Here is a 14,991-nt window from a genome sequence, read left to right as displayed (position 1 = left end):
GCTCTCGATCTTTGGTGACATTCCCTGGCCGACATCCGGTGTCGGCCGGGTCCAAATGGCCTTTTCCGCTCGCGCGAAGCAGCGTAGGGAAGGGCGGATTGACGGGATGCAGAACAATGACGGCGCCGAAGGAACTCAGGGTCTCGAAGGACAGAAAACTGCTGTCCGTCACCTTTCCCGATCATCGGCCGTTCGAATTGCCGGCCGAACTGCTGCGCGTCGCTTCACCCTCGGCCGAGGTGCAGGGCCATTCGCCGGACCAGCGGGTGACGGTTCCCGGCAAGCGCAACGTGGCCATCCTCAAGATCGAGCCGGTCGGCAACTACGCCGTGCGCATCACCTTTGACGATTTTCACGACACCGGCATCTTCACCTGGAATTACCTGCACACGCTTGGCCACGAAAAGGACGCGCGCTGGAATGCCTATCTCGCCGAGCTCCAGGAGAAGGGACTGAGCCGCGACCGCTAGTTCGGCACTGTCGGCAAAACGTCATTGACTGGGGGTAACGCTGGCAACGGTTCGGAGACGGGAAAATGTCTGACATCACCACGGTCGAACAGCTCGAAGCCCTCTACGGCCTGCCCGGCGAAGCGTCGACGGTCAAGGAACTCGACCACGTCATTCCCGAATATGCCGCCTTCATCGAAGCCTCGCCTTTTGTCGCCCTGGCGACGAGCGGGCCGGAAGGGCTGGACTGTTCGCCGCGCGGCGATCTCGCCGGCTTTGTGCGCATGCATGACCCGAAAACGCTGATGATGCCGGACAGGCGCGGCAACAACCGCGCCGATTCGCTTAAGAACATCATCCGCGATCCTCGCGTCGGGCTGCTGTTTCTTGTGCCGGGTTCGGGCACGACGCTGCGCGTCAACGGCCGCGCCCGCATCACCACCGACGCCGCGCTTTGCGCCTCCTTCGCCGTCGAAGGCAAGCCGGCGCGCTCGGTCACCTTGGTCGATGTCGATTCGGTCTATTTCCAGTGCGCCCGCGCCATCGTTCGCTCGGAGCTGTGGAACCCGGCAAAGCACGTCGACCCGAAATCGCTGCCGACACCCGGAACAATCCTGGAAGTCACCAGCCGCAAGAATATCGATGCCGGTACTTACGACAAGGAATGGCCGGAGCGGGCGAAGAAGACGATGTGGTGAGGTGGGAGGCGCGTGGATCGAACGGCTCAGGTATCCTTCAGCACGTCATAGATCTTGCGCATCTGTTCGCCGATCATGTCGCACTGTTCCGCTGTCGACTGGCTCATCGCCTTTTCGATCAGCGCCATATGCACCTTCAGCGCCTTCATCAAAAGCTCCGTGCCGGCCCCGGTAAGCGTCAGCCGCAGGACGCGCTTGTCCTTCTCGTCGCCTTCGCGGCGCAGCAGGCCGCGCGCCTCGAGCTGCGGCAACAGCATGGTGATGTTGGAGCGGCCGACCAGCAGTTTGCGGGCGAGATCGTGCTGCGACATGCCGGGATGGCGATAGAGGTTCATCAGCACGTCGAGCTGCGCCGGCTTGAGATCCAGCGGCGCCAGCTTTACCGCCAGCGCACGCTCCAGCACATGGCAGGCGCGCGCCACCGCGACCCAGTTGCGAAAGCGCGGGTTGTCCCAGGGCAGCTCTTGTTTAATGTTCATGTTTGAACTATTATGTTCATGCTTGAACGGAATGGATGGATCGCCACTATGGCATCATTTGGACTGAAGGTCATCCGGGGCGTGTTCCGCGCCGCCGAGCATGTGGCGCCCCGCCTGAGCGGGCGCGCCGCCTTCGAACTGTTCTGCCGCACGCCGAGCGTGAAGGCGCTCAGTGACGGCGAGCGGCGTGCGGTCGACCGCGCCGCCGGCTTCATGGCCGAGGCGCGCCATCATCGGCTGACGACCAAGGCCGGCTGCGTCATGGTGCACGAATTCCGGCCCGAGCCGGGCAGGGCGTCCGCCGGCACGGTGCTGGTCGTCCATGGCTGGCGTTCGCGCACGGAATATATGCGCGCTCTGATCGAAGGTTTTCGCGATGTGGGCTACCGGGTCGCCTCGCTCGACCTGCCGGGCCATGGCCAGTCGCTGGGCCGGCATCTCAACATGGTCAATGCGGTCGAGGCGGTCAGGGTCGCCAGCGAATGGTTCGGTCCGTTCAAGGCGATCGTCGGCCATTCCTTCGGTGGCGCCGTCGCCGCCAATGCCATTGCCGGTTCGATCAGGGGTATCCACCCAGTGGCGGCCGAGCGGCTGGTGCTGGTGGCCGCGCCAAGTTCCCTGCCGGCGATCTTCGCCGACTTCAGCCGCATGCTCAACGTCGGCCCGCGTTCGCAGGTTTCCATGGCCGATCAGGTGAAAAGGTTGTCGGGCCGGCCGCTGCACGAATTCACCGGCGACCGCCAATTGGCCGAAGCGCCGGTGCCGACGCTGGTCATCCATGCGCCGGACGATCGCGAAGTTCCGGCCGACCATGCCAGGCGCTACGCCGGCGCCGGCAGCCATGTGCGGCTGCACTGGGCCGATGGGCTCGGCCACCGTCGCATTCTCGCTGACAAAGGTGTCATCGAACGCGCCGTCACCTTTGTCAAAAACGAGCGCGAGCCGATACTGCATTGATTCCAATGGGTGTATTGTCGACTCCGACAACGCCGGAGCGGTGAGCTAACCGTTCTTCTTGCCGCCCGGCTCGACGGGCAATCCGGCCGACTTCCAGGCGGTATAGCCGCCAAGGATGTGCTTGACCGGCGACAGCCCCATATCCTGCGCCGTCTTGGTGGCCAGCGCCGAGCGCCAGCCGCCGGCGCAAAAGAAGACGAAGCTCTTGCCCGAGGCAAAGAACGGCTTGTGGTAGGGGCTTTCGGGATCGATCCAGAATTCCAGCATGCCGCGAGTGACATGTTTGGCGCCGGGGATCTGGCCGTCCCGCTCGATCTCGCGTGGATCGCGCAGGTCGACGAAGATGGTGTCCTCGTCGTCGAGCAGCCCGGCCGCTTCCTCGGGCGAGACCACCTCGATCTCGGCATTGGCCTCGTCGAGCAACTCGCGATACCCTTTTTTCACGGATGATCCCTCCCGGCGCATTTCGCCGCCGACTGGATTTCCAGCACAAGCTCCGCGCTTTGTCACGCTGTTCCGACCAGCCCCTGCCACGCCGCCATCGCTCCGGCCACTGTGGCCATCAGCGCTTCGCACGAGGCGCCGTCGCGGGCCTGGATCGACATGCCGTGCTGGACCGTCGCATAGAAGGTCGCCGCCGCGTTGCTGTCGAAGCCCGCCGGCAATTCGCCTTCCGCCACACCGCGTTCCAGCCGTCTCAGCAAGAGGGTGTGGTTTTCGGCGCGGCGGCGGCGCAAATCATCGCAGATCGCGCCGCTGCTTGAATCCTGGTGCAGTGCGCCCAGCGCGATGAGACAGCCCTGCGGGCGGTCGTCCTGAGAGTACGCTATTGCCGTCTGGCGCAGGAAATTCTCGATCGCCTGGCATGCCGTCGGCGCTTCGTCCAGCGCGCTCCAGATCTCGGTGCCTTCGTTGCGGGTGTAATACTCGGTCGCTTCCAGAAACAGCGCCTCCTTGCTGCCGAAGGCGGCATAGAGGCTGGGCGAGCTGATCCCCATCGCCGCGGTCAGGTCGGCGATCGAGGTGCCCTCATAGCCTTTGGCCCAGAACAGCTCCATCGCCTGCCGCAAGGCGGCGGTTCGATCGAAGGTGCGGGGACGGCCTCTTTCCGGCATGACGATCTTTTCTGTGTTGATCGACACATAATTCACTTGACGTCGCCAGGCAAGGTTGCCAGATATTTATGTATCGATCGTTACATAACGGAGAAATGACATGTCAGCGAACGGATTGAACGGCAAGGCAGCACTGGTCACCGGCGGCAGCCGCGGCATAGGTGCTGCGATAGCAAAACGGCTTGCGGCCGATGGCGCCGACGTCGCCATCACCTACGTCAACAGCTCGGCGCCGGCCCAAGCTGTCGTCGCCGAGATTATAGCGGCAGGTGGTCGCGCGATCGCCATCCAAGCCGACAATCGCGACGCTGCCGCCATCGAAAATTCGGTCACCGAGGCGGTGAATGCCTTCGGCCGGCTCGACATCCTGGTCAACAGCGCCGGCATCTGGCGCGCGGCGCCCATCGAACAGATGTCGCTGGCCGACTTTGACGAGACCATTGAGGCCAATCTGAGAGCGCCGTTCGTGGCCTCGAAGGCGGCAGCGGCTCACATGGGCGAGGGCGGCCGCATCATTTCGATCGGCAGCAATCTGGCCGAGCGCGTCACCGACACCAGCCTCAGCGCCTATTCGACCAGCAAGGCTGCGCTGGTCGGCCTGACCAAGGCGCTGGCGCGAGACCTCGGTCCGCGCGGCATCACCGCCAACGTCGTTCATCCCGGTTCGACCGACACCGACATGAACCCGGCCGAAGGCCCGCATGCCGAACACCAGCGGCGGAAGATGGCGACGCCCCGCTTCGGCAAGGCTGACGAGATCGCCGGCATGGTTGCCTGGCTCGCCGGTCCGGAAGGGCGCTTCGTCACCGGCGCCGCGCTCACCATCGACGGTGGCGCCAACGCCTGAAGCAGCAGCCGCTTTGACCGGTCTGGAGCGGCAACGCCGCTCCAGACGTCACGATGTTGTGAAACCGTTCTGCAACAGGCCTGCGGAAATTTATGGAAGCTTAACGAAATCGGTATGAATCGGTATAGTAGCGCCTTACATCCGCCATGCGGTTGGCAAGATCGTCTAGCGGCGCGGAACGGGAGCCGGCTTGCAGCCGGAGCGGGTGATTAATGAAATTCCTCGGAAATAAAGCCACCGTGATGCCGCTTGCAGTGGCGGCAGCACTGGCCTTCGGTGTGCCGCAGGCAAGCGCGCAAGGCCTGTTCGACATGCTGTTCGGCGGTGGCGTCAAGCACAGGCCGCAAGGCGAATTCCCGCCGCCGCCAAAGCGCAAGCCGAAGCCCGCCGTATCGGGCGGCGGCGGCACCAGGATCAGCAGCCCGTCCTACTACACCTACAAGGCCGACCGGCTGGTGCGCGTCGACTTTGCCGCGTTGGTGGCAGCACCTCCCCAGGTGGCAACAGCTGAAGACGCCGCCTTTGTGCCGTCGGCGACCAGCACTGCCTTCCGCGAAGCCGTTGCAGGCCTTAGTGACTATGAACTCTATGCCGAGCCCGATATCGCCAAGGCACTGATTGCCTATTACTCTGCCAATCCTGATTTCATCTGGGTGAACGAGGGCAATCCCAATGCCCGCGCCCAGGATGCGGTGCGGGTGCTTGGCGAAGCCGCAAGCTATGGTCTCACGTCGGCCGACTACACGGTCGAGGTGCCGGCAGCCAACGCATCGGCAGTCGATGCCGACGCCCATCTGAAGGAACTCGTCCGCTTCGAGATGGCGCTGTCGGCGCGCGTGCTGCGCTATGCCCGTGACGCCCAGAGCGGACGCGTCGATCCCAATCGCATCACCGGCTACTATGAATTTCCGCCGAAGCCGGTCGACATGGAAGGCGCGCTCAAGACACTGGCCCACACCCAGGAAGTGCGCACCTACCTCGAATCGCGGCACCCGCAGAACGCGGAATATCAGGCGCTGCGCGTCGAACTTGAATCGCTGCAGGCGAGCGCCGAAAACGAAATCGTCGTCGATCCCAAGCTGTTGCTGAAGCCCGGCGAGACCAGCGCCGAACTGCCGAAGCTGCTGACGCTGATCGCGCGCAATCTCGACGACGAGATGGGCGGCGCCTATGGCGAGATCCTGTCTCGTCTCGGCACCAGCGATGTCTATGTTCCCGAACTGGTTCCGATCATCAAGGCCGTGCAGGTGAAGGCCGGCATGAAGGGCGATGGGGTCATCGGCCCGCGCACCGTCGCCTCGCTCGCCGGCGCATCCAAGGCAGACAGGCTGCAGAAGGTGCAGGTCGCGCTGGAAGAATTGCGCTGGATGCCGTCCGATCTCGGCAGCCCGCGGGTCTTCATCAACCAGCCCGCCTTCACCGCCAGCTATATCGACAATGGCGAGGAGAAGCTGAAGACCCGCGTCGTCATCGGCCGGACCACCAACCAGACCGCCTTCTTCTTCAAGGAGATCAAGCAGGTCGATTTCCATCCCTATTGGGGCGTGCCGCAGTCGATCATCGTCAACGAGATGCTGCCAAGGCTGCGTGGCGATCCGGGCTATCTCGACCGTGCCGGCTACGAGGTGACCGATTCGCGCGGCAGGCGGGTTCCCTCTTCCTCGGTCAATTGGGGCGCCTACGGCGCCAACATTCCCTACAGCGTGCGCCAGCAGCCGAGCGAAGCCAATGCGCTGGGCGAACTGAAGATCCTGTTCCCCAACAAGCACGCCATCTACATGCACGACACGCCGCAAAAATCCTTCTTCCAGCGCGATATGCGGGCGCTCAGCCATGGCTGTATTCGCCTTCAGGATCCACGTGGGATGGCGGCGGCGGTGCTCGGCGTCTCGGTCGACGACATCGCCGAAAAGCTCAAGCACGGCCATGCCAGCGAAGACGTGACACGCACGATTCCCGTCTATGTCTCCTACTTCACTGCCTGGCCGGACATGTCCGGCAAAGTCGAATATTTCAACGACGTCTACGACCGCGACACGCGGCTGATGCAGGCGCTGGACGCGATCGAAGCGGTGCGTTCGCCGACGAGCTGAACCAGCGGAGTTCCTCGTTCAACGAAACGAGGAACTCACTTTGTCTATCTGGTTTTATTAGATTTTTGGCCGATGGACGGTCACCCGTTTCCTGCGATCAGCGCTGGATGAGCGGACGCCGGAAGCCGGCGTCGCGGCCCGCGATCAGCCAATAGACCAGACCGGCTACGAGGCCGGCGGCGGCGATGATGCCGATATCGGCCCAGCGTCCGGCATCCTCTTCCGCGGCCGGCCAGACCAGGAAGAAGCCGGCTGCAGCGGCAGCGGCGCCAAACAGCATGTGCACCAGGAAATTGCGCAGGGCAAAGAATTCGGCGAGCAGCGCGAAGATCAGCGTCTGCAGGCCGGTCAGCACGATCGTCAGGAAATAGACGACCATGCCGAGCGGCGGCCACAGCAGCACGACAATGGGCGAAAATTGCATGGCGCCGAAATAGTCCGGCGCGTTGGGCAATACGGCGAGTGCGCAATATATCGCCACGACCGCGAACAATCCGATCAGCACCGAAACGAAATAGCCGGCAAGCATCATCAGGATGCGCTTCAAAACATGCTTAACCATGGCCATGCACCCCCGTGCCCTGCAACTGTTACGCGCACTCAGCCATCAAAGGCGGATCGGCGCAAGAGTGCATCCAGCAGTGCTTTGCGGCAAATCTTCAGGCGCCGCCGCATAGATGTTGCGAATCCGGCAAAACCCATGTGCCTTTTATCGTGAGGTCGACGCCGTAATAGACCCGCCCGCGCTCGTCGCCCTGCGGACAATCCCTCGGGATCGATATCAGGCACATGACGACAGGATCGCCGGCTTTCGAACTGGCAAGGCCAGGCTCCCGCTCGTAGGAAACCCCGGCGCCGCCATTGCTGAACCGCGCCAGGCTGCCGGCTTCAGGGCCGGCGGTTTCCAGCGGGTCGTCGCCGAGCCGCGTCGTCAGCGCGGTGATGTGGGTCAAGGCGCATTGGCCGATCGACGAGGGCAGGGGCTGGTCGAGACTGCCCGGATGGCGGGCCGCGGTGTCGAGCGCCTTCTTGCCGATCAGGGCGATGTTGTAGTCCTGCACCCAGGACGGCGCATTGCCGTAGGTCTGCAGCGCATTGTTCTGGGCGCTGACGATGCAGGCGGCATCCTGCCCACAGGCGTTCCTGTCGGCGATGAGCGCACGGGCGATCTTGCGCTTGTCGCCGCCAAAGGCTGGCTCGAAACCCGTAAAGGCCTCGGCCACCAAGGCATCAATTGCCGACAGTTGCGGGTCGGCACAGATCGCCTTTTCCACCGGCAGGCTGGCTTTGCGGCAGTCGAAGGACGGCCCGTCGGCACGCGCTGGACCAAGGCAGACCGCCCCGCCAGCAAGTGCGACGACAAGCGCAAACGAGTTGGCAATTCGATTGGAAGAAAGCATGGTCGCCCCGTTGTCCGACAACTGCCACCATTCTAGGCAAAAAACGCAGCGGACGGAATTGCCGAAGCGGTGTCGGTATCGGCGCTATTTCGGTTCGGCGGTCACGGGATCGAAGGTGATTTCGACTTTCGCCTTGTCGGCGGTGTAATAGGTGACGGTGTACCCTTCCTTGTCCCAGTCGACCTCCTTCACATAGCGAAAGCCGTCGCGCTGCTCGACCTTGGCGATGATTGCCGACAGTTTCTGGGCATTCGTCGGCGGCAGTGGGCTGTCATCCGCGGCAAAGGCCGTCGAGCCGGCCAGAAGAACGACGACACCGGTCGCCAGAACAAGATTTCGCATGATTACCCTCATTTCACGTTGGCATGAACCGCACCGGAAACTCGCAGGCAGCACAGTTTGTTCCGAGAGCTGACATCGCGCAGCTTCCGTGAAGCCCTGGATCGCCGCGCTCAGAGCGACGGCACGCCAATATTTGCGCCAACCGCCGGCCAACCATGAGTGCTGCCACGGCCCGCGCTGGACAACCCGATGGTGGTAGAGCTTTGCCCAAGACCCTGCTAGACTTCTGGTCCTGGCGGGGTGGCATGGCGCGCCAACCCCGCCGGAATCTTCATCTCTCAGCGCGCGGCGAAGTGTTTCAGGAACGGGTCGTCGCCTGTGCTGGACCAGAACCAGAAAGGGAGCGGGGGCTCGAACATGGCTGTACGGAACTACACCCGTCAGCTGGCGACAATCATTTCTATCGATGCCGTCGGGTTCTCCCGGCTGATGGGCATCGACGACGAGTCTGCTGTCGCGGCATTCGAGGAACGGCGCGACATCATCGCCGACAGCTGTGGCACATTTGGCGGCCGCACGTTCGGCGACGCCGGCGACAGCATCATGGCCGAGTTCGGCAATCCGATCGAGGCGTTGCGCGCGGCCTTTGATTTCCAGGGCCGCATCGTCGCCCTCAACGCCGAGGTTGCCGACGACATGCGCATGCCGTTTCGGGCCGGCATCAACACCGGCGACGTCATCGTGCGTGGTGGACGCCTCTACGGCGACGACGTCAACATCGCCGCGAGAATCCAGGAATTCGCGCCGGGCGACGGTCTCGCCGTTTCGGAGACGACCTGGCACCATGTGAAGGACAAGACGGCGGCCGAATTCACCGATCTCGGCGAATTCATGCTGAAGAACATCGCCTTGCCGGTGCGCGTTCTGATCGCCGGCCGCAGTGGCAACGGATCCTCGCCGGCGGCGTCGTTCGCCGCCATTCCCCAGGCCAATGCGCAGCAGAAGCTGTCGTCCAAGGGGCCGCCGGCGATCGCCGTCCTGCCCTTCCACGCCGATGGCGGCGAGCATGACATCGGCTACATGGCCGACGGCATCGCCGAGGACATCATCTATGGTCTTTCCAACACCAGATGGCTCTCGGTCATCGCCAAGGGCTCCAGCTTCCAGTTCCGCGACGACACGCTGGGCACGCGGGTGATCGGCAACGCGCTCGGCGCGCGCTACATCGTCAGCGGCACGCTGATGCGCAATGGTGGCCAGATCCGCCTCAACACCTCGCTGGCCGACGCGTCCAACGGGCGGCTGGTGTGGTCGCAGCGCTTCGATCGCGATCTGGTCGACATCTTCAACCTGCGCGACCAGATCGGCGCTGAGATCGTTTCGATCCTCGACAAGGAGGTCGACCGGGCGGAACAGGCACGCACCTTCCAGGTTCCCTGGGAAAGCCTGGAGACCTGGCAACTGGTGCGACGGGGCCGCTGGCACATGAACCGGCGCACCCGCGGCGACACCGAAACCGCACTCGAGTTCTTCCAGAAGGCCTACCGCGAGGACGCCAACTCGAGCGCCGTGCTCAACGAACTGGCGTGGTGGTATTTCTGGCGGGCATGGCTGCGTTTCGGCGACAGCGACGATTTGAACAAGGTCGAGCAGTTTGCCCGCAAGGCGTTGCTGGTGGACAGCCTGGATGCGCGCCCGCACGCCCATCTCGGCGCCGTCGACATCATGCGCGGCGAACCGCGGTCGGCCGTCGACCATCTCGAGGAAGCGATCCACATCAATCCGAGCTTTGCCTTCGCGCGCTCGGCCATGGGCAGCGCCCAGCTGCTGCTCGGCAATGCCGCGACCGCGATACCGTTCTTTCTCGATACCGAGCGATTGAGCCCGTTCGACCTCTACCGCTTCCACAATCTGGGGGAACTGACGGCGGCCTATTGTTTGGTCGAGAACTGGCCGGCGGCGATCGCTGCCGCTGACCGCTCGCTCAACCTGTCTCCCGGCTATTTCTATTCCAGGTTCCTGAAGATCGGCGCGCTGATGCGAAGCGGCCGGCCGGAACAGGCGCGGCGCGAGATGACCATTTTCACAACCCGGCATCCCGATTTTTCAGAACAGCGTGTGCGCTGGATACCGTTCACCGACAAGGCCGCGAACGAGTTCCTCGTCGCCAATTTCCAACTGGCCAAATGAACATGGCGTCAGTGCTGGCTGGAACATGGACCAACTGTGAAAAGATTCACATACGTGCAACCGATGCAAACCTAGGCCTTGAACGGCCGGCATCGCAATAACGTGGATAGCCGGGGGGCTTGAACGCGCATGACCAAACTGAAGTATTTCGACGCTATTCGCGCGGCCCAGAAAAACCAGCGCCCGCTGTCGGAAATGCCGCCCTTCGATCTCGGCCGGATCCGGAAGACAGGGCTGATTGCGCGCATCGTCGGGTCTCTGGCCGAAGACCCCCGCTGGGCGCTTTCCTTGTTGCGGCGTTTCCGGCCGACCGGCAAGCTCTTCGGTGTTCTCGTGGTCACCAAGAACGCCGATGTCCGCGACATATTGGAGCGCGGCGACGAATTCCAGACCCCATACGGCCCGGAAATGACCGAGCTTGCCCGGGGATCCAACTTCATCCTCGGCATGCAGGACGGCGCCGACTACCGGCGCATGAAATCGTCGGTGCTGAGTGCATTCCCGCCGGCCGAGGTCGAAGCCGCCGTCAGGCCGATCGCGGCGCGTCATTCGCAAGAGATCATGACGCGCGCCAGCCCCGGCTTCGATGCGATCTCCAGGTTGATGAAGATCGTCCCGGTGCATATCTGTCGAGATTATTTCGGCGTCGAGATCGACGATGAATCCGAATTCGCCGACTGGGCGATCGCGCTGAGTGCGCTGTTCTTTTCGGACCCGACGGCGAGCCCCGTCATGCGCGAACTCGCAGTGGTGGCGGGCGACCGTCTTCTCAAAGTCATCGATCGCTCCATCCAGTCGGCTAGGGACCGGGGCTTGAAGGCCGAGCAACCGCTGGCGAGGCTGGTTGTCCAGATGGATCAGGGCCGCCTGTCGCGGGACGACCTCAATTCGATCATGCTGGGCATGATCGCCGGCTTCGTCCCGACCAATGTGCTGGCCGCCGGCAATTGCCTCGACGTGATCCTGTCGCGGCCCGACGCACGGCAGGCTATCGATGCCGCATTGGCCGAAAACGATACCGCCAAGCTCGACAGGGCCGTCCTTGAAGCCATGCGCTTCAAGCCGATCTGGGTTGGCCCCTGGCGCTACACGGCCCGCGACGCGATCATCGGCAAGGGTACGCGCCGCGAGCGCCTGGTGAAGGCCGGCACGGTGGTGATGCCGGCGACGCTGTCGGCGATGTTCGATGCCGACGCCGTGCAGAACCCGGACCAGTTCGACACATCGCGCCCGCATCGCGACTACATGGTGTTCGGCCACGGCATTCATCAGTGCATCGGCGCCGAGATTGCCAGGATCCAGATCGGCGAAAGCCTGCGCGCCCTGTTCCAGAAGCAGGGCGTGCGCCGCATGCCCGGCAAGGCCGGGCGGATGACCCGCATCGGCGCCTATCCCGAAACCCTCAAGGTCGATTTCGAACGGGCAGAACTCTGCCGCACCGTAAAGCAGTCCATGGTGACGGTGGTCTGCCCGGTCACCCGATCCGCGTCGCTGGATGCTGTCCGCGACAAGGTTGCCAGCCTCGGCAACCCGGCCGTCGAAGATATCCGCACCGCGCTCGACATTGCCGGCACCGTCCACTTCACCAGCCTGACCGTGATCGGCACCGACGAGATCGGCGCTGATTCCGGTCAGGAAAAAGGAGCTCTGGTTCTCGAGATTTCCGGTGACGGCAGCATCGACGATGTCATCGATGCGGTCACGCACGCCATCGGGCACCGGCTGCGGCCGATCTTCAAGGATGTCTGCGATCTGCGCGATGGCGGCGCATTGAACGATTTCCTGCGCAAGCACAATGTCGACATATCGCCGTCCTTCGGCAGCAATGCCGGACTGGTGTTTTCGGGCACGCCGGGGCACTCGGTCCAGCGTATCAAGGCCGAGCAGCAGCTTTTCGAAGCCGTGCGCGACATCGTCGAGCGGCCACGCAAGGGCGCCGGCAACGCTCCTGCCGTGCTCGCTGAAGTTCGCCAGCATGTCCAGTCATTAGGGACGTTTGCCTGGGCGTTCGAGCCGGCCGAGAGCCTGCTGGAAAAGCCGCCGGGTCATTGGGGCCGTGCCCTGATGACGACGTTGCTGGTACCACCGGTCTTCGTCACGGTGGCGATCATCTGGGCTGCTTGCTGGTACATGACCTACAGTGTGGTGTTCGGCAGATCTATCGACATCAGTTCCCAGGAAATCTCCTTCACCGCCATAGCCGTAGCAATCACCTCACTTCTGTTGTCGGGACTTGGAGTGTTGGTGGCAGCGGCGCTGCTGGCGTTTTCGTGCTTGCTGGCGCTGCGACGCCGCGAGGACAGGGATCGGCCGGAAAGCACATCGATCGGCATATCTGAATTGAACGCGATACTCGTCAAGGAGGGCCACGCGGCACAAAACCATCTGACTGCGATTTCGACGATGAAGGCCGGCATTCTGCGGCGGCTGGCGCTCAGGTTTTCTTTCTACCTGATCTCGATAGCTGCCCAGAAGGTATTCAAGCCAGGCTTCCTCAACACCATCAACACCATCCATTTCGCCCGCTGGATACTGCTGCCCGGCTCCAACCGATTGATGTTCTTCTCCAACTACGGCGGCAGCTGGGAAAGCTATCTTGAGGACTTCATCGCCAAGGCGTCCGCCGGCCTGACCGGCGTGTGGAGCAACACCGTGGGCTATCCACGCACACGATGGCTGTTCCTGGACGGCGCGCGCGACGGCGATCGTTTCAAGCGCTGGGCGCGGCGCCAGCAGGTGCCGACCCTGTTCTGGTACTCCGCCTATCCCCAAATCAACACAGAGCGCATCCGGATCAATTCCCGGGTCAGGCGCGGCATTGCTTCCGCCGTCGGCAACGAGGCGCGCGACTGGCTGAGCTTGTTCGGTTCGCTACGGCGCCCGGCGAGCGAAACAACCACCGTTCAAAAGACCACTTCGCTGCTGGCCAATATCAGCTCTGCCTTTCCGGCGCCTCTCGAGCAGCAGCTGGAAACCGGCGAGATCCAGTCCATCTTCTTCGGCCCGCTCGGCCCGCTCGCTTATTCGCATATGCTTGCGATCCGGGTGCCGGACAAGTTGCCGGCGCCCAAGCGCAGAGCCTGGCTCGATTTCGTTGTCGAGCAGACGAGTTTCGGCGAAGGCAGGCCCGCCGGGCGAGCTATGATAGTCGCCTTTGGTCCCGGTGGCCTGCGGCAGTTTGGGCTCGACGAGGGTGTGGAGGGCGATCCACTGGAAACATTTCCGATCGCCTTTCGCCATGGCATGGGCAATCCCGAGCGTGGGCGCATACTGGACGACCGAGGCCGCGACGGCCCGGACGAATGGGAGTGGGGGTCGTTGGAGAACCCTGTGGACCTGGTCATCGTCTGCTATGCTGAAGACCTGGGACGGTTGAAGACCGAGATTGCCACCGTGAGACGAAAGACGACCGGTGCAGGCATGAAGGTCGTCGCCGAACTGCCGCTCGCCGTAAACCGGGGTCCGACCGACACGAAGACGAAATCGTCCGACGGGGCAAAGCGTGACGATCGGTCGGAACGTGGGCCAGCCTACGAGCATTTCGGTTTCGCGGACGGGATTTCGCAGCCGATTGTCCGGGGCACGACCCGCGCCAGCAGGGGCGCCGCGCCCATGCATCTGGTCGCGCCCGGCGAGTTCCTGTTCGGCTATCGTGATGAGCATGGGTTCTATCCAGCCTCGCCCTCGGTAAGCGCATCACGCGATCGGACCGGAATCCTTTCTCAGGTGCGCCGTAGCCGGCTGATTCCGGGCCTGCCGCCACCGCCGCGCGATTTCGGGCGCAACGGTTCATTCCTGGTTATTCGCCAGTTCGAGCAGCACGTCGACGTCTTCAACAACTACTGCAAAAAGGCTGCAGCCTTGGTCGCGAGCCAACTCGGCAACCAAGCCATCACGCAAGACTGGATTGCCGCCAAGATGCTCGGCCGCTGGCAGAACGGTAGCTCGCTGGTGCGCAACCCCGATCATCCGGGACGCGTCATCGACAACAACTTCGCGGCTGGCGCCGAGGATCCGCAAGGCCATCGCTGCCCGCTTGGTGCCCACATTCGCCGTTCCAACCCACGCGACTCGCTGGGTGAGGACCGCGATACGCAGATCAATATCGGCAAGCGCCATCGTATCCTGCGGGTCGGCCGTACCTATGAGAAGCAGGACGGCAAGAATGGCAAGGTCGAAAAAGGGCTGCTGTTCATGTGCCTCAACGCCGATATAGAGCGCCAGTACGAATTCATTCAGCAGACCTGGGTTTCGTCGGCCACGTTCCAGGGCCTCGTCGCTGAAAAGGACCCGACGATTGGTTCGCGCAGCGGTGATGGCAGGTTCACCATTCCGTCATGGGAAAAGGTCACGACGCTCCGTGACATGCCGCAATTCGTCACCACCAAGGGTGGTGGATACTTCTTCATGCCCAGCCGCTCGGCGCTGCGCTACCTGATTTCGCGGCTCTGAGTCTTGGCCGGGGCTGATTCGGGATCGGC

The 14,991-nt window shown here is 63.1% G+C and carries 13 protein-coding genes; 7 read left to right on the top strand and 6 right to left on the bottom strand.

The annotated features are described in order from the left end of the window. The first annotated feature begins 116 nt into the window (after window positions 1-116). Both NKL06_RS31470 and NKL06_RS31465 read left to right on the top strand, forming a co-directional pair. Entirely contained in the window at window positions 117-470 is a 354-nt protein-coding gene (locus NKL06_RS31470) for a gamma-butyrobetaine hydroxylase family protein (protein WP_023668999.1), read from the top strand. Window positions 471-535: 65 nt separating this feature from the next. Then, the gene (locus NKL06_RS31465) at window positions 536-1,147 is read left to right on the top strand and encodes a pyridoxamine 5'-phosphate oxidase family protein (protein ID WP_023668998.1); all 612 of its coding nucleotides are present in this window, start codon (window positions 536-538) and stop codon (window positions 1,145-1,147) included. A gap of 26 nt (window positions 1,148-1,173) precedes the next feature. Here NKL06_RS31465 and NKL06_RS31460 read toward each other — a convergent pair whose 3' ends face one another. Then, window positions 1,174-1,626 carry a MarR family winged helix-turn-helix transcriptional regulator gene (locus NKL06_RS31460; RefSeq protein ID WP_023690745.1) on the bottom strand — a complete coding sequence of 151 codons (453 nt, stop codon included), beginning with the start codon at window positions 1,624-1,626 and terminating at the stop codon, window positions 1,174-1,176. Window positions 1,627-1,674: 48 nt separating this feature from the next. Between NKL06_RS31460 and NKL06_RS31455 the strand changes: the two genes are divergently transcribed. After that, window positions 1,675-2,583, top strand: coding sequence for an alpha/beta hydrolase (locus tag NKL06_RS31455; RefSeq protein WP_023690746.1), 909 nt, complete (start codon window positions 1,675-1,677; stop codon window positions 2,581-2,583). Between the two features lie 45 nt (window positions 2,584-2,628). Here NKL06_RS31455 and NKL06_RS31450 read toward each other — a convergent pair whose 3' ends face one another. Together NKL06_RS31450 and NKL06_RS31445 are read right to left on the bottom strand one after the other, a co-directional pair. After that, window positions 2,629-3,027: a rhodanese-like domain-containing protein gene (locus NKL06_RS31450; protein ID WP_023690747.1), complete on the bottom strand. Its 399-nt coding sequence runs from the start codon at window positions 3,025-3,027 to the stop codon at window positions 2,629-2,631. Between the two features lie 62 nt (window positions 3,028-3,089). Beyond that, the gene (locus NKL06_RS31445; RefSeq protein ID WP_023690748.1) at window positions 3,090-3,698 is read right to left on the bottom strand and encodes a TetR/AcrR family transcriptional regulator; all 609 of its coding nucleotides are present in this window, start codon (window positions 3,696-3,698) and stop codon (window positions 3,090-3,092) included. Window positions 3,699-3,798: 100 nt separating this feature from the next. On the opposite strand from NKL06_RS31445, the gene NKL06_RS31440 reads away from it, so the two are divergent. Further along, the gene (locus tag NKL06_RS31440; RefSeq protein ID WP_023690749.1) at window positions 3,799-4,545 is read left to right on the top strand and encodes a 3-oxoacyl-ACP reductase family protein; all 747 of its coding nucleotides are present in this window, start codon (window positions 3,799-3,801) and stop codon (window positions 4,543-4,545) included. A 212-nt stretch (window positions 4,546-4,757) separates the two neighbouring features. Further along, the gene (locus NKL06_RS31435; RefSeq protein ID WP_023690750.1) at window positions 4,758-6,638 is read left to right on the top strand and encodes a L,D-transpeptidase family protein; all 1,881 of its coding nucleotides are present in this window, start codon (window positions 4,758-4,760) and stop codon (window positions 6,636-6,638) included. A gap of 97 nt (window positions 6,639-6,735) precedes the next feature. Here the strand turns inward: NKL06_RS31435 and NKL06_RS31430 are convergent, their stop codons facing one another. The 3 genes from NKL06_RS31430 to NKL06_RS31420 all read right to left on the bottom strand — a co-directional run bounded on the left by NKL06_RS31430 (window position 6,736) and on the right by NKL06_RS31420 (window position 8,380). Beyond that, the gene (locus tag NKL06_RS31430) at window positions 6,736-7,206 is read right to left on the bottom strand and encodes a hypothetical protein (RefSeq protein WP_023668992.1); all 471 of its coding nucleotides are present in this window, start codon (window positions 7,204-7,206) and stop codon (window positions 6,736-6,738) included. Window positions 7,207-7,297: 91 nt separating this feature from the next. Then, window positions 7,298-8,038 (bottom strand): lysozyme inhibitor LprI family protein, encoded by a 741-nt coding sequence (locus NKL06_RS31425; protein ID WP_023807422.1) that lies wholly within the window; start codon window positions 8,036-8,038, stop codon window positions 7,298-7,300. A gap of 84 nt (window positions 8,039-8,122) precedes the next feature. Next, window positions 8,123-8,380 (bottom strand): PepSY domain-containing protein, encoded by a 258-nt coding sequence (locus NKL06_RS31420; protein WP_023690752.1) that lies wholly within the window; start codon window positions 8,378-8,380, stop codon window positions 8,123-8,125. 357 nt (window positions 8,381-8,737) lie between these two features. Between NKL06_RS31420 and NKL06_RS31415 the strand changes: the two genes are divergently transcribed. Further along, complete coding sequence (locus NKL06_RS31415) at window positions 8,738-10,510, top strand: adenylate/guanylate cyclase domain-containing protein (protein WP_023690753.1); 1,773 nt, start codon at window positions 8,738-8,740, stop codon at window positions 10,508-10,510. 129 nt (window positions 10,511-10,639) lie between these two features. Beyond that, the gene (locus tag NKL06_RS31410; RefSeq protein WP_023690754.1) at window positions 10,640-14,962 is read left to right on the top strand and encodes a cytochrome P450; all 4,323 of its coding nucleotides are present in this window, start codon (window positions 10,640-10,642) and stop codon (window positions 14,960-14,962) included. Window positions 14,963-14,991 lie beyond the last annotated feature (29 nt).

This window comes from Mesorhizobium sp. C268A, from assembly GCF_040324475.1.
In the GTDB taxonomy this organism is placed as follows: Bacteria; Pseudomonadota; Alphaproteobacteria; order Rhizobiales; family Rhizobiaceae; genus Mesorhizobium.
Note: the sequence above shows the minus strand (reverse complement) of the source record. Positions and strands in the feature narration are given on the sequence as shown.